Here is a 23250-nt window from a genome sequence, read left to right as displayed (position 1 = left end):
GGACCACAGATGACACGCGACCACACGCACGAGCCCGCCGAGCGCGGGCACTCGACCACGAGGAGCAGGGACGCCCACCGACGCGGGCTGTCCCGGTGGGCGTCACGGACGACGGGCGTCGCCGCCGACGCGCCGGCGTCGGACCGCGACGTCGCGGTGTCGACGCCGGACGCCCGCGACGGCACCGAGCTGGCGGCGGACGTCGACGAGAGCGGCGGCGGACCGGGCCTGCGCTGGGCGGCCGACGAGACCGCGTGGCTGCTCGCCGTCCCGTTCGCCGCGACGGTCGCCGGCGCCCTCGTCGGCGCCGTCTTCGGGTTCGGCGTCTTCGACACGGGCACGCCCGGCGACGTCCGCCTGCTCCCGTACGTCGTCATCGTCCCGTACTTCCTCACCGCGCTCGCGGGCACGCTCTGGCTCGTCGACGACGCCAACCGCCTCGCCGACGCGGACGCCGACTGGCAGCCGAACCCGTGGCTGTACGTGGCGGCGGGCGCGCTCGTCGTCGAGGCCGGCTTCGCCGTCCCGGTGCTCGCCGGCGACGTCACCACCGGCGTCGTCCAGTACCTGGCCGGCGCGCTCGCGCTCGCCGGCGTGCTCTCCTCGGTCGTCGCGGGCCCGGTCTACCTCCTCGCCAGGCGCCGCAACCTGGGCGCGCCCTGACGGCGCCCGCCCCTCCTCGCGGACCGGCCGGCGGCCGTCCGACCACGCGCTCAGACCACGGCGTACAGGGTGACGGCGACGGCGAGCGCGACCAGCACGACGGCCAGGCCGACCGCGCGGTCGACCGCCGCGGTCTCGCCGAGCGGCGAGCGCGGCGGCCGGCGGCCGCCCTCGGTCGGCGAGGACGCGGTGCGCTCCGCGGCCGCCGCCGCGGCCCGCGACCCGGCGTCCCGCGTCAGGGCGCCGAGCGCGCGCAGTCCGGCGTCCGCGGCGCGCGACGCGGCGACGGCGCCACGGGCGAGCGCGCTGGCGGCGCGCCGCGCCCCCACGGCGGCGACGTAGGCGACGAGCTGGCCGAGCTCCCAGACGGCCGTCCGCGCGTCCGACGTGGCCGCGCCGGCCTGCCCGCCCCCCGACCGACCGCGTCGCTCCCTGCCGTCGGCCGCGTCGCCGGCGTCCGCCTCGCTCCCGTCGCCGTCGTCGTCCGCGTCCTCGCTCGCCGCGTCAGCCGTCGACGCCTCGCTCTCGTCGCTCCCGGAATCGCCGCCGTCGGCCGGCGGCTCGCCCGCCGGGTCTGTGCGCGCGTCGTCGCCGTCGCGGAACGGCGCCAGCCACTCGTCGCTGACCGCGCGCAGGTCGGGCGCCGCGTCGTCCCCGAACCCCGGGGTCGCGCCCGCGTCGTACGTGCGCTTCCGGCGGAACTGCACGCGCTCGACGTCGTCGGCCCAGTCGGCCTGCAGGAACGCCTCCCCGTCGCCCAGCGACTCCACGTCCGTCGCGTACGACCCGCCGAGGATGCGCTCGACGACGCGCGTGTCGTTCGCCCACGTCAGCCGGTGCCAGACCAGCCAGTCGCACTGCGTGATGAAGTCCTTGTCCACGGACGCCGGCCGCTGGGAGAGCCCGCAGAGCCCGAGGCCGCGCTTCCGGCCGCGCTTGGCCACCCGCACCAGCATCTCGCCGACGTCGTCCAGGCCGCCCTGCTCGGGCACGAACTCGTGGACCTCCTCGACCAGCAACAGGAACGGCTGGCGGACGTCCCGCGCCCGCGAGAACAGCCGCTTCGCGACCTCGTACACCAGCCGGTCGGCCGCGTCGCCGTCGAGGAACCCCGAGACGTCCAGGACGACCGGCGCGCCCTCCTCCAGTGCGACGTCCACGATCGCGCCCGCGTCCGACGGCCCGACGACCGCGTCGCAGCGGTCGCCCGCCCCCAGGTGGAGCACCTCGTAGTCCTCCTTGAGGCCGTAGTACTCGCCGTCCGTGTCCACGACCAGCAGCCGCGCGTCGCAGTCCAGCAGCTCCTCGACGACGACGCTCGCCGTGTTCGACTTCCCGGAGCCGCTCTTCCCGGTGACGAACCCGCGCCCGGTCAGCACGTCGACCGCGGGCATCGTCAGGTCCCCGTCCGTCACGTGGAGTCGGTCGCCCGGTTCGGCCATCGACCCCTCGTTGACGCCCCGGGGGTAAATGCTTCCCCGTCACCCCACAGGCTTATCTGCCGGCCGCCGAAGTACGCCACCAGAGATGGAGCGAGCGTACGTCACGCGGGCGGTCGGGCTGGTCGCCGCCTCGACGGTGCTGTTGACGGCGGCGTTCGTCGGCGTGGTCGCGCTCGCCGACGGCGCCGCGGCCGACGTCGGCGACCGCCTCCCCTTCTACCTGTTCGCCGGCGCGGTCCTGTTCGTCGCCACCATCGTCACCCTCGAGGACCCGGAGGCGGGCGGCGTCCCCATCCTCACGAGCACGGTCGCGGTGTCCGTCGTCGGGACCGCGCTGTTCGCGCTCGCCGGCGAGGGCGTGCTCTACGCCGGCCGCAACCCCGGCGACGTCCTCGGGTCGAGCCTGGTCGTCTACTTCGTCTCGGCCGCGCTCGTCTGCACGGGCAGCGTCTACTGGGCGCTCAACCACTGGCGGGAGTTCACGTCGTGACGCCGACCGCAACCCGTTAGTGAGTGCTCCCGTAACTGTCAGGTATGACAGCCGTCCCGGTCCGGGTCCTCGCGGCGTGCCTCCTGCTCGCCGTCGCGGGGTGTACGGCGCCGGTCGCGGACCAGCGCGCGCCGGTCGGTGACGGCGACGGCGCGGCGGACGCGCCGCGGACCACGGCGGCGCCGACGACGGGGGCCGGCGGCGCGCCCGAGGGCGTCCAGGTGACCGGCGGCGACCTCGAGCCCGACGCCAACCGGACGTTCGAGCGCGTGCAGGCGCTGGTCGGCGCGGAGTACGCCGGCACGCGCGTGTTCGTCCGCGACCTCACGCAGTACAAGACCGCCGACTACGGCGCCGTCCCGTTCTTCGACGCGCTCGGCGTCCCCGACCCCGAACTCGACGAGGGCCAGCCGACGGGCCTGACGACGCTCGACGCGACGGTGTACGTCTCGCCCGCGAACGCGAGCGCGGCCCGCGTCGAGCAGGTGCTCGCCCACGAGTTCGTCCACGTCGCGCAGCTCCGCGGGGAGATAGTGCCGTGGTTCGGCGCGCTCTCGCTGTCCCGCGTCTCCCTCGACGAGCGGTTCGCGCGCCGCGCGCTCGTCGAGGGCGGCGCCGTCTACGTCACGGACGCGTACACGCGCGCCCACCTCCCCGGCGAGCGACTGCAGTCCGAGCGCGTCGCCGCCGCCTACGAGAACGGCTCCGCCGGGAACCGCGTCGTCTGGTCGCAGTACCACTTCGGCGTCCGGTACGTCGGCGACGCCGTCGACGCGCCGGGCGACCTCCCGGCCGTCTACGAGGACGCGCCCGAGACCACGGAGAACGTCCTCCACCCCGGCGAGCGCGACGCCGTCGTCCCCCTCGACGTCGACGTCGAGGCCGGAGAGTACACCAGGACGGAGTCGCCGACGGTGCGCGCCGGCGAACTCCTCGCGCGCATCGTCCTCCGGGACGCCACCAACGAGTCGGTCGCGACCGAGGCGGCCGCCGGCTGGGGGAACGACCGCGTCGTGGCGTTCGCCGACGGCGCCGACAGCCACGTCGCCTGGGTGACGCGCTGGGACACGACCCGGGACGCCGACGAGTTCGCCGCCGCCGCCGACGCCCTCGGCGACCGCCCCGGGGTCGCCCACGAGTACCGCGTCGAGCGCGTCGACGACGCCACCGTCGTCGTGTTCGCCGGCGACCGCGAGTTCGTCGACGACGCGAGCGCCTCCGGCAACGTCACCGTCGCCGCCTGAGCGCCCGGGAACCTCACTGTCGCCGCCTGATCGCCCGGGAACGTCACCGTCGCCGCCTGATCGCCCGGGAACCTCACTGTCGCCGCCTGAGCGCCCGGGAACGCCACCGTGACTGCCTGCGTCCGCGACGCCCGCTAGTCGCCGCCGAACCGCTCGCGCGCGGTCTTGTACGCCGGCCACAGCGGGTCCGCGTCCGGTTCGGGGAGGGGCTCGCCGTCGGCGGTGACGCGCACGCCGTCGCCGAGCGCGCCGCGTTCGGCGACCCGGCCGGCGTCCGCGGCCGGAATTCCCTCTGCCGCGAGCGCGTCCACGACCGCGTCCGCGTCCGCTGGCGCGACGGTCGCGACGACGGTGCCCTCGCTGGAGGCCGTCCACGGGTCCATCCCGAAGTACTCGCAGAGCTCGCGGACGCCGTCGGCGACCGGCACCGCGCCGCGGTCGACGGCCAGCGACACGCCGCTGGCGGCCGCGAGCTCGTGGAGGGCGTTCGCGAGGCCGCGCTCGGTCGCGTCGTGCATCGCGGAGACGTCGCCGGCGGCGGCCGCGGTGAGCGCGTCCCGGACGGGGCTGGCGTCCCAGAACCGCTCGCGGGCCGCCGCGGCGGCCGCTTCGTCGAGCGGGAGGTCGTCGCCGAACAGCACGCCGAGCAGGCCGGTCGTCTCGACGGCCGGCCCCTTCGTGACGACGACGCGGTCGCCAGGCCGCGCGCCGGTCGGCACCACGAGGTCGTCGGGGTCGCCGACCGCGAGCGCCGTCGCGCCCCCGACCGTGGGGAACGAACACCCCTCGTAGGTGCCCGTGTGGCCGGTCGTGAGGCTCGCGCCGAGCTCGCGGGCCTCCCGGTCGAACACCGACCAGACGGCGTCGAAGGTCTCGTCGCTCGTGCCGGGCGGGAGATTCAGCGTCACGGCGAGGTGCGCGGGCGGCAGGCCGGACATCGCCACGTCGCTGACCGCGACGTGGAACGCGAACCACGCGGCGCGCTCGAGGCCGAGCTCGCGCAGCACGAACACGGGGTCGGTCGCCAGGGCGACCACGCGGTCGGCGACGTCCACGACGCCGAAGTCAGCGCCGTACGTCGGGCCGAGCCGGACGTCGCCGCGGTCCGCGCCCGTGCGGCCGGCGAGGTGCGCGTCGAAGAACTCCCTGCTGGCCTTCCCGTCGTCCATGCGCCGGCTTCGCGGCGGGGACACAAGAAGCCCGCGAGAGCCCGTCGGTCCGGAACGGCAGCCACCACCTGCGTACGCGCGCCCCGGTGTGATTCGGGGGCGTAGACTGGGAGGCGAGTCGCCGCCGCCCGGTTGTCGCTGGTCCCGGCCCGCCGAGAACCGGGCGAACGCCTATTCTCGTCGCCGACGTACGCGCAGGCATGACTCTCGCCTCGGCAGTCGCCAGCGTGGACGCTCGTACCGTGCGGCCGGCGGTCCTCCTCGCGCCGCTCGGCGTCTGGCTGGTGCTCGCCGTGCTCGCGGTCGCGAACGGCGTGTTCCGCGAGACCGTCCTGGTCCCGCGCGTCGGCGAGTACCCCGGCCACGTCGTCAGCACGCTGCTGCTCGTCGCCGTCGTCCTCGCCGTCTCCGCGGCGTTCTTCGCGACCACGGACACCGCCTACGCCACTGTCGAACTCGCCGCCGTCGGCGTCGCGTGGACGCTGCTCACCGTCGGGTTCGAGTTCCTCGTCGGCGCCGTCGAGGGGACGCCCGTGTCGGTCACGCTCGGCCAGTACGACGTGTTCGCCGGCCAGGTGTGGATTCTCGTGCCGCTGGCGCTGCTCGCCGCGCCGCTCGTCTTCGGCCGGCTGTTCGCCGCCTGACGGCCGTCGACGGCCGCTGTCCTCCCGCGAGGGGGCGCTGCCGAAAGTCAAAGCCCTTTACGTGGGCGCGACTAACGTCTGGTCAAGGAAGACAATGCAGGGACAGAACCAGCAGCAGGCCTACGACCGCGGGATCACCATCTTCTCGCCGGACGGCCGGCTCTACCAGGTCGAGTACGCGCGGGAAGCCGTCAAGCGCGGCACCGCCAGCATCGGCGTGCGGACCGCCGACGGCGTCGCCCTCGTCGTCGACAAGCGCACGCGCTCGCCGCTCCTCGAGGGGTCCAGCGTCGAGAAGCTCCACAAGGTCGACGACCACGTCGGCGCCGCCAGCGCCGGCCACGTCGCCGACGCGCGCAAGCTCGTCGACCACGCGCGCCAGCAGTCCCAGGTCGAGCGCGTGCGCTACGACGAGCCGATCGGCGTGCGCACGCTCACGAAGGAGGTCACCGACCACATCCAGCAGTACACGCAGGTCGGCGGCGCGCGCCCGTTCGGCGTCGCCCTGCTCATCGCGGGCGTCTCCGACGGCGAGCCCCGCCTCTTCGAGACCGACCCCTCCGGCACGTCCAACGAGTGGAAGGCCGTCGCCATCGGCTCCGACCGCTCGGCCATCCAGGAGTTCCTCGAGGACGAGTACGAGGCGGGCCTCGCGATCGAGGACGGCGTCGACCTCGCGCTGCGCGCGCTCGCCGAGGGCCGCGACGACGACCTCTCCCCGGAGGGCGTCGGCGTCGCCACCATCGACGCCGAGACCGGTCTCTACCGCGAACTCGACGCCGACGAGCGCGCCGACCACGTCGAGGACCTCGAGTAGGCCGCGAGCGCACCCGACCACCGCCTCCGTTCTCAGGCGTCGCGCGGGCGTCTCTGTTTCCGAGCGTCGCGCGGGCGTCAGTCCGGTCGCGGCGGCGCGTTGACGCCGCCGGGGCCGCCCGTCCGCGCGAACCACTAAGGGGCGCCGGCCCGACTTCGGACGTATGTGCGCACCGAGGACGCTCGGCGGCGACCGCCGCGCCCCGACCGCTCGCGACGTGGTGGTGGGCTGAATGGAGCACGCCGAGTACGTCTACACCGCCGGACTGGGCGACGACGAGGTCGCCGAGCGGCTCGCGGCCGCCGACCACTGCGTGCTCGCGCTCGCGGACGGCGGCGACGCGTACGCCGTCCCCGTGTCCTGTCACTGGGACGGCGACGCTCTCCTCCTGCGGCTGAGCGAGCACGGCGACGCCGCGAAACTCGAGTACGTCGACACCACGGCGACCGCGACCGTCGTCGTCTACGACGTCGCCGACGGCGCCGACGCCTGGAGCGTCGTCCTCCGCGGCCGACTCGTGGAGCGCGAGACGCCCGACGAGGCCACGCTGAACGAGTGGTTCGGGCCGTTCCGCCTCTTCGACGAGGCCGTCGAGGACGTCGCCTTCCGCGTGCTCGCGCTCGAACCGGCGGCGACGACCGGCCGCGAGACGGTCTGAGCCGCTGCGGCACGGGCTGGACCGCCGCCCCGCGACGATCGGGCGCGAACGCGGCCGCCCCGGCGCGGGCCGCCGCGCAGCAGGCCTTATCCGGCCTCGGCACCTCAGTGGGCGTATGAGCACCGAGACACGGTCCGACGCCCGGAAACCGATCCGGGTGGCGGACGGCGACGAACTGCGCGACGTTCTCGACAGCCACGACACCGTCCTCGTGGAGTTCTACACGAAGGGCTGTGCGCTCTGCCAGGCCATCGAGCCCGTGCTGGGCAACGTCGCGCGCGAGACGGGCGTCACGGTCGCGATGGCGAACCCGGGCGACGACGTCCGCCTGATCGACGAGTGGAACGTCTCGAGCGCGCCGACGCTCGTGCTGGTCGTCGACGGCGAGGAGGTCGCCCGGCTGGCCGAGGGGTTCCAGGGCGGCGACGACATCGAGGCGTTCCTCGACGAGCACCTCGACCTGGACTGACGGCCGCGCGCCACTAAACCCGCCGTTCAGGCGTCCGCCTGCCCGGGGACGTCGCGCTCGGTGACGTCCGGCAGGTGGGGGTCGCGGTGGGGGTTCCGGCCGAACGCCGGCAGCCCGTCGTCGAGCTGTGCTTTCAGCACGCGGCGCAGGCGGTTGAGACTCGTCTGGTCGAGCCCGTAGCGGTCCGCGAGCTCGCGGAACGCCGGTTCGTCGGTGACGTCGTGGGCCCGGTAGCGCTCGTAGAGGTCGTTCATGCGCTCGGGCGACACCTCGCCGGCGTCGAGGTCGTCCAGCCCGAAGTAGCGGCGCCGGTCGACGTCGACGACGTGCCGGACGACGACGAGCGCGACCTTCTCGATGGCGCGCTGGCTGCCGAACTCCGTGAGGTCAAGCTCGCTCATCACGCCGAGCGCGACGTCGCGCTGCCACGGGGTCACGCCGACGGCGTTGCACAGCGCCTGCGTCGTCCGCAGGCGGTCGAGGTGGTGGGCGCGGCGGCTGTGGCCCTCGGTGGCGGTGTGTCGCTCGTCGTGGAGGCGACGCACGCTCTCGGAGAGGTCGGCCTCCGGCGACTCGGCGCGCCCGATGACGGTCGCGCTCGGCGACATCACGCCCCAGCGCCGGACCGTGGTGTCCCGCTGGGCCTGCGCGCGGGAGAGCGCGCCCGACCCCGGTCGGTGTTCGACGCGCCGCTCGCCGTCGTCCGCGTCCCAGCGGACCGGGTCGCCGCCGTCACCACTCATCGGTCCTACCTCCGTCCTCGCGCGGTTTAAACGCTCGCCCGAGCGGCGACCGGAAGGGTGCGGTCCGCTGGCAGAGCCGGCGGCTGGACGGTCGCAGTGTCCCGGAGAAGCCGTTCGTATCTACACCTTGTCGCCAGAACCACTTAAACGATCGCCGGGTCGAGCGCCGACGGGCGCGCAGTCGTCGCCGCGGCCTCGCGAGCGCGCTGCCGTCGCGGTCAGCCGTCGAAGCGGGTGCTCCGGGGCGAACAGCGCTGTCGCTGTCGGACGAAGGAACCCGAGAAGCCGTTCGTATCTACACCTTGTCGCCAGAACCACTTAAAGCGACGCGGCGGTGCCCGGAACCAGCGCGCGCCGCCGCTGGAGGGGGTGTTTTCCCCCTCGCCGCCCAACGGACGCCATGAGCCAGGTCTCGCCGGACACGCTGACCGTGTTCTCGGACTACGTCTGCCCGTTCTGCTACCTCGGGCGCGCCGCGATGGACGAGTACCGCGAGCGGGCCGACGACCCGCCCGACGTCGAGTGGCGCGTCTTCGACCTCCGCGGCCACAAGCGCGACGCCGACGGCAGCATCGACTACGACGTCGACGACGGCAAGGACGACGACTACTTCTCGGAGGTCCGCGAGAACGTCGCGCGCCTCGAAGACGAGTACGGCGTCGAGATGACCCTGGACTTCTCGCGGGACGTCGACTCCTGGGACGCCCAGAAGCTCGCGGTGTACCTCGAGCAGGCCCACGGCGAGGCGACGTTCCGCCAGTTCCACCACGCGACCTTCGACGCGCTCTGGCAGGACGGCCGCGACGTCGGCGACGCGGACGTCCTCGTCGACCTCGCGAGCGACGCGGGCGTCCCCGAGGACGAGGCGCGGTCGGCGCTCGGCGACGACCGCCTCGACGACGAACTCCGCGCGCGCTTCGAGGCGGCCAGAGACCTCGGCGTCACCGGCATCCCCACGTTCGTCTACGACGGCCACGCCGCGCGCGGCGCCATCCCGCCCGCGCAGTTCGAGCGCCTCGTCGACGGCGCCTGAGCCGTTCCCACGCGCCGGAAGCACCGCGGAAGATGTTCGGCCGAACGACTTCCGAGCGTCCCCCACAACGTCCGACCGTGGCTGGCGCCCCCCGGCCGCCGCGTCGCGCCAGCGGCGGACGCCCGGGCGGCGCCGCGCCGGGTACCGCGGCCGCGCCGACGCGTTCACGTGCCATCCCCCGGGCGTCGCCAGCCACCGACCCCCTCTGTCCTCTCCGCTCGGCGGCCGCGCCGCCGCGCCCGGGTAAACGACTACGGGTGCGCGCGTCGAAGTCGCTGCCGTGCCAGCCACACGGAGGCCGGACCGGTGAGCGCCGCCGGCCGGCCGCAGCGACCGCTCGCGCACGTCTACGACGCCGCCTACGCGGGCGTCCCGAACTGGGATGTCGGCCACCCACAGCGGCCGTTCGTCCGCCTCGCCGACGCCGGCGTCCTCGAGGGCCCGGTCCTGGACGTCGGCTGCGGCACCGGCGAACTCGCGCTGTTCCTCGCGCGCCGCGGCTACGACGTCCTCGGCATCGACCTCTCCGCGCTCGCCGTCCGACAGGCCCGCGCGAAGGCCCGGTACCGCCGCATCCCGGCGGCGTTCCTCGTCTGGGACGCGCTCGACCTGCCGGCGCTCGCCGCGCGCGGGTTCCGGTTCCGCGCCGTCCTCGACTCCGCGATGTTCCACGTGCTCGGCGACGCCGAACGCGACCGGTTCGTCGCCGGCCTCACCGCCGTCACCGACCCAGGGGCGCTCTACTGCGTGCTCGGGGACGCGCGCCGCGACCCCCGGGACGTCTACGGCCTCACGCCCGCGGAGCTCCGAGAGCGCTTCGGCGACGCCTGGCGCGTCGTCTACGAGGCCGAGACCGGCCTCCAGCGGCGCTGGGGCGCGACGCCCGCGTACTTCGTCTGCCTCCGGCGCGTGTAGGCACCCGCGGGCTTTTGCCGGTGGGCGCGCTACCGCCGGCCGTGACTCGCACGCTCGCCGACCCCGACGCGGAGGCCGCCGCGGCGTTCGTCGCGGACGCCCGCGCCGACGGACTCGCGGTGGCGCTCGTCGGCGACTGCGCCGCGTCCTTCGAGGGGCGCGCCGCGCGCTCGCTGCCCGCCGGGACCCGGCACGTCCTCTGCAAGCCCGACGACACCGTCGTCGTCCACGGCGCGTCGGGCCGCGACCCCGAGGCGTGGTCCTCGGGCGGCGGCGTCGCCGCGGACGCCACGGACGGCGCGCTCGTCCTCCGCTGCGGCGGCGGCGACGCCGCGGACGCCCTGACTGTCGGCTTCGAGGGCGTCCACCACGCCGCCGCGTTCGACCCGGCGACCGCCGAGGCCGAGGTGTCCGGGACGGAAGCCGACCTCAAGGAGCGCGTGCTCGCGGACCCGGACCTCGTCGAACCCGGCTTCGAGCCGCGGTCCACGGAGCGCGCGACGCCCGCCGGCCCCGTCGACGTCTACGGCCGCGGCCGCGACGGCGCCGTGGTCGCCGTCGAACTGAAAGCCCGGCGCGCGCGGCCCTCCGCGGCCTCCCAACTGGAGCGGTACGTCCGCGCGCTCGAGCGCGACCTGCACGCCGACGCCGACGTGCGCGGCGTGCTCGTCGCGCCGGCGGTCACCGAGAAGACGCGGCGCCTGCTCGCCGAGAGCGGCCTGTCGTTCTCCGCGGTCGACCCCCGGGTCAGTCGAGGTCCCGCTTGAGGTCGTTCAGGACGTTCAGCGCCTCCACGGGCGTCAGTTCGGCGACGTCGACCTCGCGGAGCGCCGCCGCGACCGACGACTCGCTGCCGGACCGCGACGCGCTGGGGTCGGCGCTGGCCCGGCCGGCGCTGGCCCGGCCGGCGCGCTCGCCGCTGCGCCCGCCGCTGTGCTCGTCGGCCTCCTCCGCGGCGGCCTCGCGCCCGGCAGCCGCCGCGTCAGCGACGTCGGAGGCCTCGAGGAACTCGCGGGCGCGCTCGACCACCTCGTCGGGGACGCCGGCGGTCTGGGCGACCTCGACGCCGTAGGAGGCGGTCGCCGGGCCCTCTCGGACCTCGTGCTCGAAGGTGACGCCCTCCGCGGTCCGGGTCGCGCCGAAGTGGCGGTTCACGGCGCCCGGCAGCGCCTCGGCGTCCGCGGTGAGCTCGTGGTGGTGGGTCGCGAACAGCGTCGTCGCGCCGACCTCGTCGTGGAGGTGTTCGGTGACCGCGCGCGCGATGGCGAGGCCGTCGGTCGTCGAGGTGCCGCGGCCGACCTCGTCCAGCAACACCAGCGAGTCCCCGGTGGCGGCCCGCAGGATGGACGCAAGCTCCGTCATCTCCACCATGAACGTCGACCGGCCGCCAGCGATGTCGTCGCTCGCGCCGACGCGCGTGAAGATCCGGTCGACGACGCGCAGGCGGGCGCCGGCCGCCGGCACGAAGCTCCCCGCCTGCGCGAGCAACACGACCAGCGCGACCTGGCGCATGTACGTCGACTTCCCGCTCATGTTCGGGCCCGTGATGACGGCGACGCGGTCGTCGGGCGTGAGGTGGGCGTCGTTCGGCACGAACCCCGCCTCCGTGCGCTCGACGACGGGGTGGCGGCCGCCCTCGACGTGGATGCCGTCGCCGCCCATCTCGGGGCGCGCGTAGTCGTGGGTCGCGGCGACCGTGGCGAACGACGCCAGCGCGTCCAGCGCCGCCACCGCCTGCGCGGTCGCCTGCACGCGCTCGGCCTCGTCGGCGACGCGGTCGCGGACCTCGCAGAACAGCTCGTACTCGAGGTCCTGGGCGCGCTGCTCGGCGCGCACGATGTCGTCCTCGCGCTCCCTGAGCTCGGGCGTGACGAACCGCTCGGCGTTCTTCAGCGTCTGCCGGCGCTGGTAGTCCTCCGGGACGGCGTCCAGGTTCGGGTTCGTCACCTCGATGTAGTAGCCGTGGACGGCGTTGTGCCCCACCTTCAGGGAGTCGATGCCGGTGCGCTCGCGCTCGTGCTCCTCGAGGTCGTCGATCCACCGCTTGCCGGTGCGCTCGGTCTCCCGGAGGTCGTCCAGGCGGTCGTGGTAGCCGTCCCGGACGACGCCGCCCTCCGTGAGCTCCTGGGGCGGGTCCGGGACGATGGCGCGGTCCAGGAGGTCCCGGACCTCGGGGAGGTCGTCGAGACCGGCGCGCAGCTCGCGGAGCTTCCCGCTGTCGGCGTCCGCGAGCAGCCCCCTGAGCTCGGGCACCACGTCGAGGGTGTCCTTGAGGGCGCGGAGGTCGCGGGCGTTCGCGCGGCCGCGAGCGACCCGGGAGACGAGCCGCTCGAGGTCGTAGACGTCCCGCAGGTGCTCGTGGAGGTCCTCCCGCGTCGCCGGGTCGCCGACGAGTTCGCCGACCGCGTCGTGGCGCGCCGCGATGGCGTCGCGGTCGGTGAGCGGCCGGCGCAGCCAGTCGGTGAGCGTCCGGCGGCCGAGCGCGCAGGCGGTCTCGTCCACCACGTCCACGAGCGCGGTGCCCTCGGCGCCGTGGACGCTACGCTGGTCGAACACCTCGAGGCTGCGCAGCGCCACGGCGTCGAGCTGGAGGTACTCGCGGGGGTCGTACCGCGTCAGGTGGTTCAGGTAGTCCAGTCGCCCGTCGTCCCCGTCGCCGCGCCGGCCGTCGTCCCGGTCGCCGTCCCCGCGGCGCGCCGCGACGCCGCCGCGCGTGTACTCCGCGTAGTCGAGGAGCGCGCCGCAGGCCCGCACCTCGGCGTCGGCGGCGAGCGCGTCCGCGCTCCCGAAGTACGACTCGACCGTCGCGGCGGCGCGCTCGCGGTCGAACGCGTCGTCGTCGTACTCGGCGACGAACGCCTCGCCGTCGAAGCGGTCCGCGGCCACGCCCGGCCCGACGACGAGTTCGGCGGGCGCGAACCGCCCGAGTTCGTCCCGCACGCGAGCGGCGTCGCCGAGCCGCGTCGCGTAGAAGTCGCCCGTCGAGACGTCCAGCAGCGCGAGCCCGAAGCCGCCGCCTCGCTCGGCGGCGGTCCCGTTCGCGTCGCCCGCCCCACGCCCCTGCGCGCCGCCGGCCGCCGCGAGCGCCGCGACGAAGTTGTTGTCGTCGCCCGCGAGCAGTTCGTCCTCCGTGAGCGTGCCCGGCGTCACCACGCGCGTCACGGCGCGCTCGACGACGCCGGAGACCTCGTCTGGGTCCTCGACCTGGTCGGCGACCGCGACGCGGTAGCCGGCGTCCAGCAGGTCGTCGATGTACGGCTCCGCGTTGTCGATGGGCACGCCCGCCATCGGGTACCGGCCCGTGGAGTCCTCGCGGGCGGTCAGCGTCACCTCGCAGATCCGGGCGGCGGCCTCCGCCGCCTCGCAGAACAGCTCGTAGAAGTCCCCGACCTGGAAGAGCACGAGCGCGTCCTCGTAGCGCCGCGTGAGCTCGAAGTACTGGCGCATCATCGGCGTGAGGTCGTCCTCGCTTTCGGCCATCTGGTCGGGTGGCCCGAGCGCCGCGTCCATGCGCGGCACCCACGCCCTCGCCGCTGTTATGCCCTCCGGTTGGACGGGTCCGCCGCGGCGCGGCCGGCGCGGGCGGCGCCACCTTTTTCCCGTTGGCTCCGATACGACACGACCGCATGGTGGGGGTCGTCGACGCAGCCGAGCGCCGCGTCGAAGCCCTGCTGCGAGCGCTCGGCGTCCAGCGAGTCGCGGCGCGGCGGCGCGCGCTCCGCGCCGTCGAGTTCGGCGCCGTCGGCGCCAGCGGCGCCGTCGTCAACGCCGTCGTGTTCGTGCTCGCGCCGGTCGCGTACCTGCTCGCCGGCGCGCTGGCGTTCGCCGGCGGCACCGCGTGGACGTTCGCCCTCAACTGGACGGTCACCTACGACCGGCCGAGCCGGTCGCTGTCCCGCGCGCTCGCCAGGTACGCGTCCGTCTACGCCGTCGGGTTCGTCGTCTACTCGGTCGTGCTCGCGGGCGGCGTCGAACTCCTCCACTGGCCGGGCCTGTTCGCGAACGTCACCGCCATCGGCGTCGCCGGCACCGTGAACTTCGCCGGCAGCGAACTGTTCGCGCTGCGGCCCTGACCGTCCGCGGCGCTTACGTCGCTGCGCGACCACCGCCGGGACATGGACGCCTCGCGCGTGCTCGTCGCCGGCGAGACGCTCGTCGACCTCTTCCCGGACGGCCCCGGCGACCTCGACGACGTCGACGGCTTCCGCCACCGGGCCGGCGGCGCGCCCGCGAACGTCGCCGCCGCGCTCTCGCGCCTCGACGCGCCGCCCCTGTTCTGGACGCGCCTCGGCGGCGACCCGTTCGGCGACTTCCTCGCCGGCCGCCTCGCCGCGCACGGCCTCGACGGCGAGTACGTCGTCCGCGGCGACGCCGACACCGCGCTCGCCGTTGTCTCCCCAACGCCGGACGGCGACCGCTCGTTCTCCTTCTACGCCGCCGACACCGCCACGTTCGCGTTCGACGCGGGCGCGGTCCCGGACGCCGTCCTCCGGGACTGCGAGTGCGTCCACGTCGGCGGCGTCGCGCTCGCCGACCCCCGAGGCCGGGCCGCGACCCTGGACCTCGCGGCCCGCGCCCGCGACGCCGACTGCGTCGTCTCCGTCGACCCGAACGCCCGGCCCGCCCTCCACGACACCGCCGACGCGCGGGCCGCCCTCCGGGACCTGCTCGCGCTCGCGGACGTCGCCTGCGCGAGCGCCGACGACCTCGCCGTCCTCGGCGGCGACCGCGAGCGCGCCAGCCGCGACCCCGAAGCCGCCGCCGCCGCCCTCCTCGCGGACGGCCCCGAGACCGCGTTCCTCACGCTCGGCGGCGACGGCGCCGTCGCGGTCACGGACGCCGGCGGCGAGCGCGTCGCGCGCTCGCAGTCCGCCTTCGACGTCGACGTCGTGGACGCCACGGGCGCCGGCGACGCGTTCACGGCCGGCGTCCTCGCGCGCTACGAGCGCGCTCCCTCCGCGGACGCGCTCGCCGACGCGCTCCGGTGGGGGTGTGCGGCCGGCGCGCTCGCCACCACGGCCACGGGCGGACTGGCAGCGCTCCCCGACCGGGCCGCCGTCCGCGAACTCGCGGAGTGACCGCGCGTAACGCTTTACCGCCGGGGCCACGCACTCGCTGGTATGCGACTGGAGGAGTACTGGGGGGTCGGCCCGAAGACCGCCGACCGCCTCGAATCGGAACTCGGCGTCGCGGCCGCCGTCGACGCCATCGAGTCCGCGGACGTCCGCGCGCTCGTCGACGCGGGCATCTCCCGGGGGCGCGCGACGCGCATCCTGCGGCGCGCGAACGGCGGCGAGGGGATGGACGCGCTCGCGACCGACGACGCCCGCGCCGTCTACAAGGACGTCGTCGCGACGGCCGCCGACTACGCGGTGACGCCCGGCGCCGCCGACCGCATCCGCGTGCTCACGCCGCTGCCCGACCGCGCGGCGATGGAGGACCGCCTCGACGACGTCGACGCCGCCCGCGAGACGTGGCGCGCGCTCGGCGAGGACGCGCGAGCGGCGGTCCTGGCAACGTTCGACGCCCACGACGACGCCACGGACTCCACGCGAGCGGCCGTCGACACCGCGCTCGCGCTCCGGGACGCGCTCGCGGACGCCGACGACGTCGGCGTGTTCGCGTCCGTGGCGACGCTGGACCGGGACGCGCTCGAGGAGGCCGCCGACGCCCTCCAGTACCTCACCGACGACGGCGTCGCGGCGGGCGCGGACGCGAAACTCGACCGCCTCCGCGGCCGCCTCGAGGACGTCGAGCGCCTCGAGCGGGACACCTTCGACGTCCTCGAGGCGGTGCGCTCGCAGGGCGTCGAGGGCAGCGACGAGTTCCGCGAGGCGTTCGTGCAGTACGTCGCCACCGAGACGGGCGTCGAACCGCGGCGCGTCAGGGACGCCGCGCCGCCGGACGCCGCCGACGCCGCGGACTTCGTCAGCACGACGCTGCGCGCGCTCGCCGACGACGTCCGCGAGCGCGTCGCCGACCACGAGGACGACGTCGCCGCCGACCTCCGCGGCGAACTCTCCGCCGCGCGCGAGGACGTCGACGCCGCCGTCGACGCGGTCGGCGACCTCGCGCTGGACGTCTCGCTGGCGCGGTTCGCGGAGGCGTTCGACCTCGCGCGCCCCGCGTTCGTCGACCGGGACGCCCTCGCCGTCGAGAACGCGCGGAACCTCTCGCTGGCGGCGGACGGCGTCGACGTCCAGCCCGTGACGTACGCCGTCGGCGACCACGGCCTCGCGCACCCGCCGACCGGCGACCGCGTCGCCGTGCTCACGGGCGCGAACTCCGGCGGGAAGACGACGCTCCTGGAGACGCTCTGCCAGGTCGCCGTGCTCGCGCGGATGGGTCTCCCGGTGCCCGCGGACGGCGCGGAGGTCGGCCCCGTCGACGCCGTCGTCTTCCACCGCCGGCACGCCTCCTTCAACGCCGGCGTGCTCGAGGCCACGCTGAACTCCGTCGTGCCGCCGCTGGCGGCCGGCGACCGCACCCTGATGCTCGTCGACGAGTTCGAGGCCATCACCGAACCAGGGAGCGCCGCGGACCTCCTGCACGGCCTCGTCACGCTCACCGTCGACCAGGAGGCGCTTGGCGTGTTCGTCACGCACCTCGCGGACGACCTCGAGCCGCTGCCGGAGACGGCGCGCACGGACGGCATCTTCGCGGAGGGCCTCGACCGCGACCTCGACCTCCTCGTCGACTACCAGCCGCGCTTCGAGACGGTCGGGAAGTCCACGCCGGAGTTCATCGTCTCGCGGCTCGTCGCGGACGCCGGCGACCGCGCCGAGCGCGCGGGCTACGAGACGCTCGCGCGCGCCGTCGGCCAGCAGGCCGTCCAGCGCACGCTCGCGGACGCCAAGTGGACCGAGTAGTCAGCGGCGGCCCGCCAGCGGCCCCTCGTTCCCGTACTCCGCCTGCCAGTACCAGACCAGCGGCACGCCCGCCGCGGTCGGCCACAGCCACGCGACCACCTCGGGGACGGCGGTCACGTTCACGACCGAGACGGCGGTGACGGTGGCGATGTACGCGCCGACCATCCGCGAGAGGTGACTGACCAGCCAGGACTCGCTCGCGTCGCCCCGGAACGCGCGCAGGTCGGCCGCGCCGACCGCCAGTCCGAGCGCGCCGAACACCGCCATCACGACGCCGAAGGAGTCGCCGCCGGCGAGGAGCGCGACGCCCCACCCGCCGAGCAGCAGGCACGCCGCAGCGACAGCGACCGCGGCCAGCCAGTCCACAGTCGCCGGGTCCTCGTCCGGCCGTTTCCGCGAGAGCGCGCGGTACCCCGAGAACGCGAAGTAGCCGCTGAACACCGCGACGAGCAACAGGAACGTCCGGAAAAAGGACTGCTCGACGGCGAACAGCGGCAGGACGGTGCCGACGACGACGCCCATCGCCGCGACGTAGACGCGGCCCGCGCGGCGGTGCGCGCGGCCGCCCTTCTCGGTCGCGAGCGCGACGCCACCCGCGAGCAGCGCGGCCGTGCCGGCCGCGACGTGCGTCCACAGCGCCGCCGTCTCGACTGTCGCCATACCGCCACGTCCGCACCCCGACCCTTCAGCGTTCGTGCAACGCTGGCCCACCGCCGCGCCCGGCCTCGCGCCACGAACGACTTTGTGACCGCCGCCCGTCACTCGAGGCATGCCAGTCGACGCCCCAGTCGCCGCGTCGCTCGCCGCCGTGGCCGTCCTGCTCGCGGTGTCGGCGTTCTTCTCCAGCACCGAGATCGCGCTGTTCTCGCTGACGCCGTCCCGGGTCGACTCGCTCGCCGCCGACGACCAGCGCGGCCCCGGCCTGCAGCGCCTCCGCGAGGACCCCCACCGGCTGCTCGTGACCATCCTCGTCGGGAACAACGTCGTGAACATCGCGCTGACGAGCATCCTCACCGTCCTGCTGGTGGCGTACCTGCCGCCGGAGCTCGCCGTGGCGGGGACGACGCTGGTCGCGACGACGCTCGTGCTCGTCTGCGGCGAGATCCTGCCGAAGTCGTGGGGGCTGGCGAACGCGGAGTCGTGGGCGCTCCGGGTCGCCCGGCCCGTGCGGTACGTCGGCCTGCTGCTGTGGCCGCTCGTGGTCGTCTTCGACGCGCTGACGCGCCGGCTCGCCGACGCCGCCGGCGGCAGCCCGGACATCGAGCGCGAGCTCCTCGAGGAGGAGTAGCGGCGGCCGCCCGCTCCCGCCGACCGGACTACGGCCACTGGTCGCCGGCGCCCTCGATGGGGGCGGCGACGACGCCGTCGCGCTGGCTGAGGCCGCGTGCGTGCGCGACGCAGACGTCGCGGTCGGGGCCGCGCGGGTCGTGGACGCGGACGGCCGCCGGGCGGTCGCAGCCGGCCTCCGCGCACCGCTCGGTCATCCTACAGGCGGACGGCCAGCATCACTTCCTCGACGTACTCGTCGCCGAGCTTGTAGTGGTCCGCGCGCGTCGCCTCGGTCTCCCAGCCGTGGGCCTCCAGGAACGCGATGGCGTCCTCGTTGCTCGCCGGGACGCTGTTGTAGATCTTCTCGTAGCCGCGGCTGCCCGCCCACTCGAGGCCGCGCTCGAGGAGGTGGCTGCCGATGCCGTGGCCGCGGTAGGAGTCGATGACGCCGACGGTGAGCTCCGCGGTGTGCTGGAGCTTGTCGAGTTCGCTGCCGGCGACGTGCACCCAGCCGACGACGTCCTCGCCGACGGTGGCGACGAAGAACATCCGCTCCTCGAGGTCGTTGTGCCGCAGCAGGACCTCCTCGTGGTCGATGACGTCGGCGACGGACTCGGCCTCGATGTACCGGCCGTCCTCGGCGACCTGCCGGATGGCGCCGACCAGTCCCGTCAGGTCGGACTGGTGGGCGGGCCGCACGACGAACGCCACGCCGTCGTCGCGGTACTCCTCGGCGGCGCCGTCCTCGAAGACCACCTCGATGCTGCCGTCGTCGACCTCCACGTAGCCGTCCCGCCGGAGGATGGCGACGTGGTGGCGGATGCCCCTCGGGTCCAGGCGGAGGCGCCGCTCGAGGTCGGCGAACGTGCACTCGCCGTGGCGCTCGACGAAGTCGTAGACGCGCTCGCGGTCGTCGTGGCCGAACTCGAGTTCTCGTTGCTCGTTCATGAACGATGATTGTAGACCGGCGCACATAACTCTTTGTCGACTGTTAGCACTCCACGTTCACCGTCGCGTCAGTCCTCCCTCGAGGGCGCCGCTCGCGCGGTCGTTCGCCCGGGGCGTTCACTCCGTCTCCCGACGACCCGGCGTCGGGTCGGGCGCGCCGCGCTCGGGGACGTGGGTCAGCACGCGCGCCGTGTCCACGACGTTCCGCGTGTCCAGGAGCGCCACCGCCGCCTCCCGGATGGAGAACTGCGCGTCCAGCTCCTCGCCGTAGCACTGCGCGTACAGCGACAGCCAGCTGTTCAGCGACCGCTCCAGCAGGGACAGCTCGACGTCGGTGAACGCCACGGCGTTCCCGCCCGTCCGCCCCTCGACGTACAGCGAGATGGCGGGCCCGACGCCCTCGCGGAGGAACGCCAGCGCGCGCTCCTCGTCGGGCGGCTCCGCGGGCGGCTCGAAGCGCTCGCGGTCGCGGCGCGCCCGGTTCGCCAGGGGCTTGATGCGGTCCCAGTACCGCGAGCGCTCGGTCATCGGCGGCGCGCGCCTGCGGCGGTCGTCATCCCTGCTCGAACTCCACGCCCTTCCCGCCCCGCGGGTGCTCCCAGTGCGTGTCCGCCACCACGGCGCACGTCCCGCACTCCACGCACGGCTGCGTGTCCAGGCTCACGACGCGCTCCTCGTCGCCGTTCCGCCGGACGGTCTCCGAGCGGTAGCAGCCGCCGCCGAAGTCCTCGGCGCTCACCGGACACGCCGTCACGGCGGTGCCGCTGGCCGCGTACGAGTCGTCCAGCACCTCGATGTGGGGGTTGCCGACGTCCGTGTCGTAGGTCAGCCCGCCGATGCGGTCCGCGAGGTCCGGCGGCTCCACCGACGACTCGCCCTCGACCGGGTCGCCGAGCTCCTCGCCGAGCACGCGCGGGATCGTCACGTACGACGTCCGCGTGTCCGGGATCATCCCGAGCAGGAACTGGCTGTTGAACAGCGACTCCACGCGGTCGCCGAGCGCGCGGACGCCCGCCCGTCCCAGGAACGAGTCCGCGACGGCGTCGGTCAGCCCCGCGACCGCGCCGTTCTCCGCGACCGCCCGCGAGGCGCGGTACCGCGTCGGCCGCAGGTCGTCCATCACGCCCTCCTCGCGGAGCTTCCGCTCGTAGAGGTCGCCGACGCCGTCGCTCGAGCGCGCCCGCGCGTCCACGAACGCCTCCGCCGCGAGGCCGCCCGCCGAGACGGCGTGGTTCATCCCCTTGATGATGGGGCCCTGGGCCTGCATCTGGCCGGCGGCGTCCCCGACCAGCAGCAGCCGGCCCCGGTGTGGCGACGGGTGGGCCATCTTCTTCGAGTCCGGCACGAGCTTCGCGGAGTACTCCAGTTCGCGGTAGTCGTCGCCGAGCCACTGCGCGAGCAGCGGGTGGGTGAGCAGGCCGTCCAGCAGCTCCTGGGGCTCGGCGCGCTCGGCCGCCAGCGAGTCCAGGTGGAACACCGTCCCGATCGAGAGCGTGTCCTCGTTCGTGTACAGGAAGCCGCCGCCCCGCACGCCGTCGAAGAGGTCGCCCGCGAACAGGTGCGAGGCGCCCTCGCCGGCCGGGACGCCGAAGCGCTCCTCGATGGCGCCCTCGGGCATCTCCACGACGGCCTTCACGCCCTGGAAGTAGTCCTCGGCGTCCGCCCAGTCCGTCAGGCCGGCGTCGCGGGCGAGCTCGGAGTTCACGCCGTCCGCCGCGACGACGACGTCAGCGCGAATGGGGTCGAGCTCGTCGAACGTCACGCCCACGATCTCGCCGTTCTCCCGGAGCAGGCCGTTCGCGTGGACCTCCGTCAGGAGGCCGCCGCCGGTCTCCCGGGCCTTCTCGTGGACGCGCTCGGCGAGCCAGGAGTCCATCTCGCGGCGCAGCACGGAGTCACACCACTCGACGCCCTCCGTGTGGACGCCCTCCAGGTCGATCGTGTGGACGCGCTCGCCCGCCACGTTGTGCATGTACGACTCCGTGACGGGCCGCTCGGTCGCCGCGTCCCGGAAGCCGTCGAAGAGCCCGTTGAGCGTGTACGGCGCCGCCTCCTCGGCGAACAGGAGGCCGCCGGAGACGTTCTTCGACCCGGCGTCGACGCCGCGCTCGACCACCAGTGTCTCTACGTCGTGTTCCGCCAGTACCGCGGCCGCCGCCGCCCCGCCCGGGCCGGCGCCGACCACGACCGCCTCGAAGTGCTCGTAGTTGTCGTCAGTCATCGGTAGCACCGCCAGTTGCCGCGAGCGCCGCTGCGTCCAGTTCCCCGCTCTCCACCGCCTCGGTCAGCACCGGCAGCACCTCGAAGAGGTCGCCCTCCACGAAGTAGTCCGAGAACTCCCGGATGTCGGCGTCCGGGTCGGTGTTCACGGAGACGATGGTGCCCGAGTCGTCCATCCCGACCTTGTGCTGGACGGCGCCGCTGATGCCGGCGGCGACGTAGAGGTCGGGCTCGACGACCTGCCCGGTCTCGCCGATCTGTCGCTCCTCGCGGGCGTACTGCTCGACGTGGCCGTCGAAGTCGTACGACGACGTGACGATGCCCCGCGTGATGCCGAGGTCGGCGTCCTCGAAGGCCTTCGCCAGTTCGAGGCCGAGTTCCATCCCCCTCGTGGGGTCGTCGCCGATGCCCCGGCCGAGCGCCACGACGACCTCGTTGCCGGTGAGGTCGACGCCGCTCTCGAGGTCGTCGTAGTCCTCGATCTCGACGCGGAACCACTCCTCGGGGAGCGCGAAGTCGTACTCGTGGACCTCGCCCTCGCGGTCGGCGTCCGGCTCCGGGACCTCGAAGCTCCCCGGGATCACGGACGCGCCCTGCGGGTGGAACTCCCGCGTCGGGTTGTCCAGACAGAGGATCGTCGAGTACTCGAACCCCGAGAAGTCCGGGCGCTTCATGTGGAGGACGGCCTCGAACTCGCGTTTGTTCCCCTCGCCGCCGGTCTTCGCCGGGTTCGAGATGACGGTGTCGTCGATGTACAGCCCCGAGCAGTCCGAGGCGAGCCCGGAGTCCAGTTCGCCCTGCACCTGCGCGGAGAGGTCGCGGCCGTTGTTCGTCGCCGGGAACAGCACGTACCGCGGCTCGTCGTAGTCGCGCCACGACGAGTCGCCCGCCTCCGGTTCCGCGTCCAGTTCACCGCCGGCGCGCGCCATCGCCGCGAACAGCTCCGCGTACGGCTTGTGGCGGAACCGCTCGAGCTCGGGGTCCTCCTGGTAGACCACGACGTCGGCGCCGTACGCGACCACCTCGTCGGCGAGGTCCGCGACGCCGTCGCCGACGAGCACGCCGACGACGCGCTCCTCGCGGTCGTACTCGTCGTTGTAGCCGTCCATCAGGCCGCGCGCCTTCCCGAGCATCTCCCGGGAGACGTCCAGGAGGTCGCCGTCGTCGGTCTCGCAGTACACCCACATGTCCTCGTAGACGCCGTCCCGGAGGTCCTCGACGTACTGCTTGTCGGCGGTCGGGTGGTCGAGCTCCGGGTACTTCTCCGCCGGCGGCACGCGCTCGACGTCGCCGGCCTCCGCCTCGCTGCCCTGCACGGAGTCGATGCGGTTCTGGACGAGCCGCTTCGCGCTGTCGCGGTTCTCGCCCGCCTCCTCGGCCTCGAGGATGGCCTCGAGCTCCGCGACGTCGTCGACGTCCGACAGCGCGTTCCCGAGCTCGGCGGGACTCAGCTCCGTCGGGTCGACCTCGCCGCCCGCGTCGTCGTCCTCGCGGAACTTCTCGATGCGGGACTCGATGAGCTGCTTCGCGCCGACGCGGTCTTTCCCCGCCTTCTCGGCCTCGAGGATGGCCTCGAGTTCGTCGACGTCCTCGACGGCCTGGATCTCGGGGCCGAGCTCGGAGATGTCGTAGTCGTTCGGGTCGAGTGCCGGCACCG

24 protein-coding genes are annotated in these 23250 nt (G+C 74.4%); 14 read left to right on the top strand and 10 right to left on the bottom strand.

Features of this window, described 5'->3' with window-relative positions; genetic code table 11:
* Nucleotides 1-9: 9 nt before the first annotated feature.
* Nucleotides 10-663, top strand: coding sequence for a hypothetical protein (locus U5911_RS02495; protein WP_336035022.1), 654 nt, complete (start codon nt 10-12; stop codon nt 661-663).
* 50 nt (nt 664-713) lie between these two features.
* Here U5911_RS02495 and U5911_RS02490 read toward each other — a convergent pair whose 3' ends face one another.
* Nucleotides 714-2105 (bottom strand): ATP-binding protein, encoded by a 1392-nt coding sequence (locus U5911_RS02490; RefSeq protein ID WP_336035020.1) that lies wholly within the window; start codon nt 2103-2105, stop codon nt 714-716.
* A gap of 85 nt (nt 2106-2190) precedes the next feature.
* Between U5911_RS02490 and U5911_RS02485 the strand changes: the two genes are divergently transcribed.
* Nucleotides 2191-2595 carry a hypothetical protein gene (locus U5911_RS02485; RefSeq protein WP_336035018.1) on the top strand — a complete coding sequence of 135 codons (405 nt, stop codon included), beginning with the start codon at nt 2191-2193 and terminating at the stop codon, nt 2593-2595.
* A gap of 44 nt (nt 2596-2639) precedes the next feature.
* Complete coding sequence (locus tag U5911_RS02480; protein WP_336035016.1) at nt 2640-3839, top strand: hypothetical protein; 1200 nt, start codon at nt 2640-2642, stop codon at nt 3837-3839.
* 134 nt (nt 3840-3973) lie between these two features.
* On the opposite strand, the gene U5911_RS02475 is transcribed toward U5911_RS02480, so the two are convergent.
* Nucleotides 3974-5008, bottom strand: a complete 1035-nt coding sequence (locus U5911_RS02475) for an AIR synthase family protein (protein ID WP_336035014.1) — start codon at nt 5006-5008, stop codon at nt 3974-3976.
* 200 nt (nt 5009-5208) lie between these two features.
* Between U5911_RS02475 and U5911_RS02470 the strand changes: the two genes are divergently transcribed.
* From U5911_RS02470 to U5911_RS02455, 4 genes are all read left to right on the top strand, one after another.
* The gene (locus U5911_RS02470; RefSeq protein WP_336035013.1) at nt 5209-5652 is read left to right on the top strand and encodes a hypothetical protein; all 444 of its coding nucleotides are present in this window, start codon (nt 5209-5211) and stop codon (nt 5650-5652) included.
* Between the two features lie 94 nt (nt 5653-5746).
* A complete protein-coding gene (gene psmA, locus U5911_RS02465; RefSeq protein WP_336035011.1) occupies nt 5747-6469 on the top strand; it encodes an archaeal proteasome endopeptidase complex subunit alpha in 723 nt (240 codons plus the stop codon).
* Between the two features lie 232 nt (nt 6470-6701).
* On the top strand, nt 6702-7127 hold the full coding sequence (locus U5911_RS02460; protein ID WP_336035010.1) for a pyridoxamine 5'-phosphate oxidase family protein: 426 nt from the start codon (nt 6702-6704) through the stop codon (nt 7125-7127).
* Between the two features lie 115 nt (nt 7128-7242).
* Nucleotides 7243-7596, top strand: a complete 354-nt coding sequence (locus U5911_RS02455) for a thioredoxin family protein (RefSeq protein ID WP_336035008.1) — start codon at nt 7243-7245, stop codon at nt 7594-7596.
* Nucleotides 7597-7622: 26 nt separating this feature from the next.
* Here U5911_RS02455 and U5911_RS02450 read toward each other — a convergent pair whose 3' ends face one another.
* Nucleotides 7623-8339, bottom strand: a complete 717-nt coding sequence (locus U5911_RS02450) for a DNA-directed RNA polymerase subunit epsilon (protein ID WP_336035006.1) — start codon at nt 8337-8339, stop codon at nt 7623-7625.
* A 400-nt stretch (nt 8340-8739) separates the two neighbouring features.
* Between U5911_RS02450 and U5911_RS02445 the strand changes: the two genes are divergently transcribed.
* The 3 genes from U5911_RS02445 (at nt 8740) to nucS (ending at nt 11054) form a co-directional block, all read left to right on the top strand.
* Nucleotides 8740-9372: a DsbA family oxidoreductase gene (locus tag U5911_RS02445; protein WP_336035005.1), complete on the top strand. Its 633-nt coding sequence runs from the start codon at nt 8740-8742 to the stop codon at nt 9370-9372.
* A 306-nt stretch (nt 9373-9678) separates the two neighbouring features.
* A complete protein-coding gene (locus tag U5911_RS02440; protein ID WP_336035003.1) occupies nt 9679-10287 on the top strand; it encodes a class I SAM-dependent methyltransferase in 609 nt (202 codons plus the stop codon).
* Between the two features lie 41 nt (nt 10288-10328).
* A complete protein-coding gene (gene nucS, locus U5911_RS02435) occupies nt 10329-11054 on the top strand; it encodes an endonuclease NucS (RefSeq protein WP_336035002.1) in 726 nt (241 codons plus the stop codon).
* Here the strand turns inward: nucS and mutS are convergent.
* Nucleotides 11035-13797, bottom strand: a complete 2763-nt coding sequence (gene mutS / locus U5911_RS02430; protein WP_336035001.1) for a DNA mismatch repair protein MutS — start codon at nt 13795-13797, stop codon at nt 11035-11037. The genes nucS and mutS overlap by 20 nt on opposite strands.
* A gap of 116 nt (nt 13798-13913) precedes the next feature.
* Between mutS and U5911_RS02425 the strand changes: the two genes are divergently transcribed.
* From U5911_RS02425 to U5911_RS02415, 3 genes are read left to right on the top strand one after another with little or no spacing between them, the layout of a single operon-like run.
* Nucleotides 13914-14360 (top strand): GtrA family protein, encoded by a 447-nt coding sequence (locus U5911_RS02425; RefSeq protein WP_336034999.1) that lies wholly within the window; start codon nt 13914-13916, stop codon nt 14358-14360.
* Nucleotides 14361-14402: 42 nt separating this feature from the next.
* Nucleotides 14403-15365, top strand: a complete 963-nt coding sequence (locus U5911_RS02420) for a carbohydrate kinase family protein (RefSeq protein ID WP_336034997.1) — start codon at nt 14403-14405, stop codon at nt 15363-15365.
* A gap of 42 nt (nt 15366-15407) precedes the next feature.
* On the top strand, nt 15408-17156 hold the full coding sequence (locus U5911_RS02415; protein WP_336034996.1) for a MutS family DNA mismatch repair protein: 1749 nt from the start codon (nt 15408-15410) through the stop codon (nt 17154-17156).
* Here U5911_RS02415 and U5911_RS02410 read toward each other — a convergent pair whose 3' ends face one another.
* The gene (locus U5911_RS02410; protein WP_336034995.1) at nt 17157-17816 is read right to left on the bottom strand and encodes a DUF2306 domain-containing protein; all 660 of its coding nucleotides are present in this window, start codon (nt 17814-17816) and stop codon (nt 17157-17159) included.
* Between the two features lie 109 nt (nt 17817-17925).
* Between U5911_RS02410 and U5911_RS02405 the strand changes: the two genes are divergently transcribed.
* Nucleotides 17926-18444 (top strand): DUF21 domain-containing protein, encoded by a 519-nt coding sequence (locus tag U5911_RS02405; RefSeq protein ID WP_336034993.1) that lies wholly within the window; start codon nt 17926-17928, stop codon nt 18442-18444.
* A gap of 28 nt (nt 18445-18472) precedes the next feature.
* Here the strand turns inward: U5911_RS02405 and U5911_RS02400 are convergent, their stop codons facing one another.
* The 5 genes from U5911_RS02400 to U5911_RS02380 form a co-directional block, all read right to left on the bottom strand.
* On the bottom strand, nt 18473-18640 hold the full coding sequence (locus U5911_RS02400; RefSeq protein WP_336034992.1) for a DUF8014 family protein: 168 nt from the start codon (nt 18638-18640) through the stop codon (nt 18473-18475).
* 1 nt (nt 18641) lies between these two features.
* Entirely contained in the window at nt 18642-19373 is a 732-nt protein-coding gene (locus U5911_RS02395) for a GNAT family N-acetyltransferase (RefSeq protein WP_336034990.1), read from the bottom strand.
* Nucleotides 19374-19490: 117 nt separating this feature from the next.
* Entirely contained in the window at nt 19491-19901 is a 411-nt protein-coding gene (locus U5911_RS02390) for a DUF8055 family protein (RefSeq protein ID WP_336034988.1), read from the bottom strand.
* A gap of 25 nt (nt 19902-19926) precedes the next feature.
* Nucleotides 19927-21594 (bottom strand): FAD-dependent monooxygenase, encoded by a 1668-nt coding sequence (locus tag U5911_RS02385; protein ID WP_336034986.1) that lies wholly within the window; start codon nt 21592-21594, stop codon nt 19927-19929.
* Entirely contained in the window at nt 21587-23248 is a 1662-nt protein-coding gene (locus U5911_RS02380; protein WP_336034985.1) for an electron transfer flavoprotein subunit alpha/FixB family protein, read from the bottom strand. The genes U5911_RS02385 and U5911_RS02380 overlap by 8 nt, the downstream gene beginning before the upstream one ends.
* Nucleotides 23249-23250: the final 2 nt, after the last annotated feature.

Origin of the sequence: Halobacterium yunchengense, from assembly GCF_037031165.1 — an archaeon.
GTDB classification, from domain to species: domain Archaea; phylum Halobacteriota; class Halobacteria; order Halobacteriales; family Halobacteriaceae; genus Halobacterium; species Halobacterium yunchengense.
This window is presented reverse-complemented; position numbering and strand designations above follow the sequence as displayed.

Excerpts from the sequence above, each read along its gene's own strand:
- U5911_RS02495 (WP_336035022.1), top strand. The coding sequence starts at position 10 with ATGACACGCGACCACACGCACGAGCCCGCCGAGCGCGGGCACTCGACC.
- U5911_RS02490 (WP_336035020.1), bottom strand. The coding sequence starts at position 2,105 with ATGGCCGAACCGGGCGACCGACTCCACGTGACGGACGGGGACCTGACG.
- U5911_RS02485 (WP_336035018.1), top strand. The coding sequence starts at position 2,191 with ATGGAGCGAGCGTACGTCACGCGGGCGGTCGGGCTGGTCGCCGCCTCG.
- U5911_RS02480 (WP_336035016.1), top strand. The coding sequence starts at position 2,640 with ATGACAGCCGTCCCGGTCCGGGTCCTCGCGGCGTGCCTCCTGCTCGCC.
- U5911_RS02475 (WP_336035014.1), bottom strand. The coding sequence starts at position 5,008 with ATGGACGACGGGAAGGCCAGCAGGGAGTTCTTCGACGCGCACCTCGCC.
- U5911_RS02470 (WP_336035013.1), top strand. The coding sequence starts at position 5,209 with ATGACTCTCGCCTCGGCAGTCGCCAGCGTGGACGCTCGTACCGTGCGG.
- psmA (WP_336035011.1), top strand. The coding sequence starts at position 5,747 with ATGCAGGGACAGAACCAGCAGCAGGCCTACGACCGCGGGATCACCATC.
- U5911_RS02460 (WP_336035010.1), top strand. The coding sequence starts at position 6,702 with ATGGAGCACGCCGAGTACGTCTACACCGCCGGACTGGGCGACGACGAG.
- U5911_RS02455 (WP_336035008.1), top strand. The coding sequence starts at position 7,243 with ATGAGCACCGAGACACGGTCCGACGCCCGGAAACCGATCCGGGTGGCG.
- U5911_RS02450 (WP_336035006.1), bottom strand. The coding sequence starts at position 8,339 with ATGAGTGGTGACGGCGGCGACCCGGTCCGCTGGGACGCGGACGACGGC.
- U5911_RS02445 (WP_336035005.1), top strand. The coding sequence starts at position 8,740 with ATGAGCCAGGTCTCGCCGGACACGCTGACCGTGTTCTCGGACTACGTC.
- mutS (WP_336035001.1), bottom strand. The coding sequence starts at position 13,797 with ATGGACGCGGCGCTCGGGCCACCCGACCAGATGGCCGAAAGCGAGGAC.
- U5911_RS02425 (WP_336034999.1), top strand. The coding sequence starts at position 13,914 with ATGGTGGGGGTCGTCGACGCAGCCGAGCGCCGCGTCGAAGCCCTGCTG.
- U5911_RS02420 (WP_336034997.1), top strand. The coding sequence starts at position 14,403 with ATGGACGCCTCGCGCGTGCTCGTCGCCGGCGAGACGCTCGTCGACCTC.
- U5911_RS02415 (WP_336034996.1), top strand. The coding sequence starts at position 15,408 with ATGCGACTGGAGGAGTACTGGGGGGTCGGCCCGAAGACCGCCGACCGC.
- U5911_RS02410 (WP_336034995.1), bottom strand. The coding sequence starts at position 17,816 with ATGGCGACAGTCGAGACGGCGGCGCTGTGGACGCACGTCGCGGCCGGC.
- U5911_RS02405 (WP_336034993.1), top strand. The coding sequence starts at position 17,926 with ATGCCAGTCGACGCCCCAGTCGCCGCGTCGCTCGCCGCCGTGGCCGTC.
- U5911_RS02400 (WP_336034992.1), bottom strand. The coding sequence starts at position 18,640 with ATGACCGAGCGGTGCGCGGAGGCCGGCTGCGACCGCCCGGCGGCCGTC.
- U5911_RS02395 (WP_336034990.1), bottom strand. The coding sequence starts at position 19,373 with ATGAACGAGCAACGAGAACTCGAGTTCGGCCACGACGACCGCGAGCGC.
- U5911_RS02390 (WP_336034988.1), bottom strand. The coding sequence starts at position 19,901 with ATGACCGAGCGCTCGCGGTACTGGGACCGCATCAAGCCCCTGGCGAAC.
- U5911_RS02385 (WP_336034986.1), bottom strand. The coding sequence starts at position 21,594 with ATGACTGACGACAACTACGAGCACTTCGAGGCGGTCGTGGTCGGCGCC.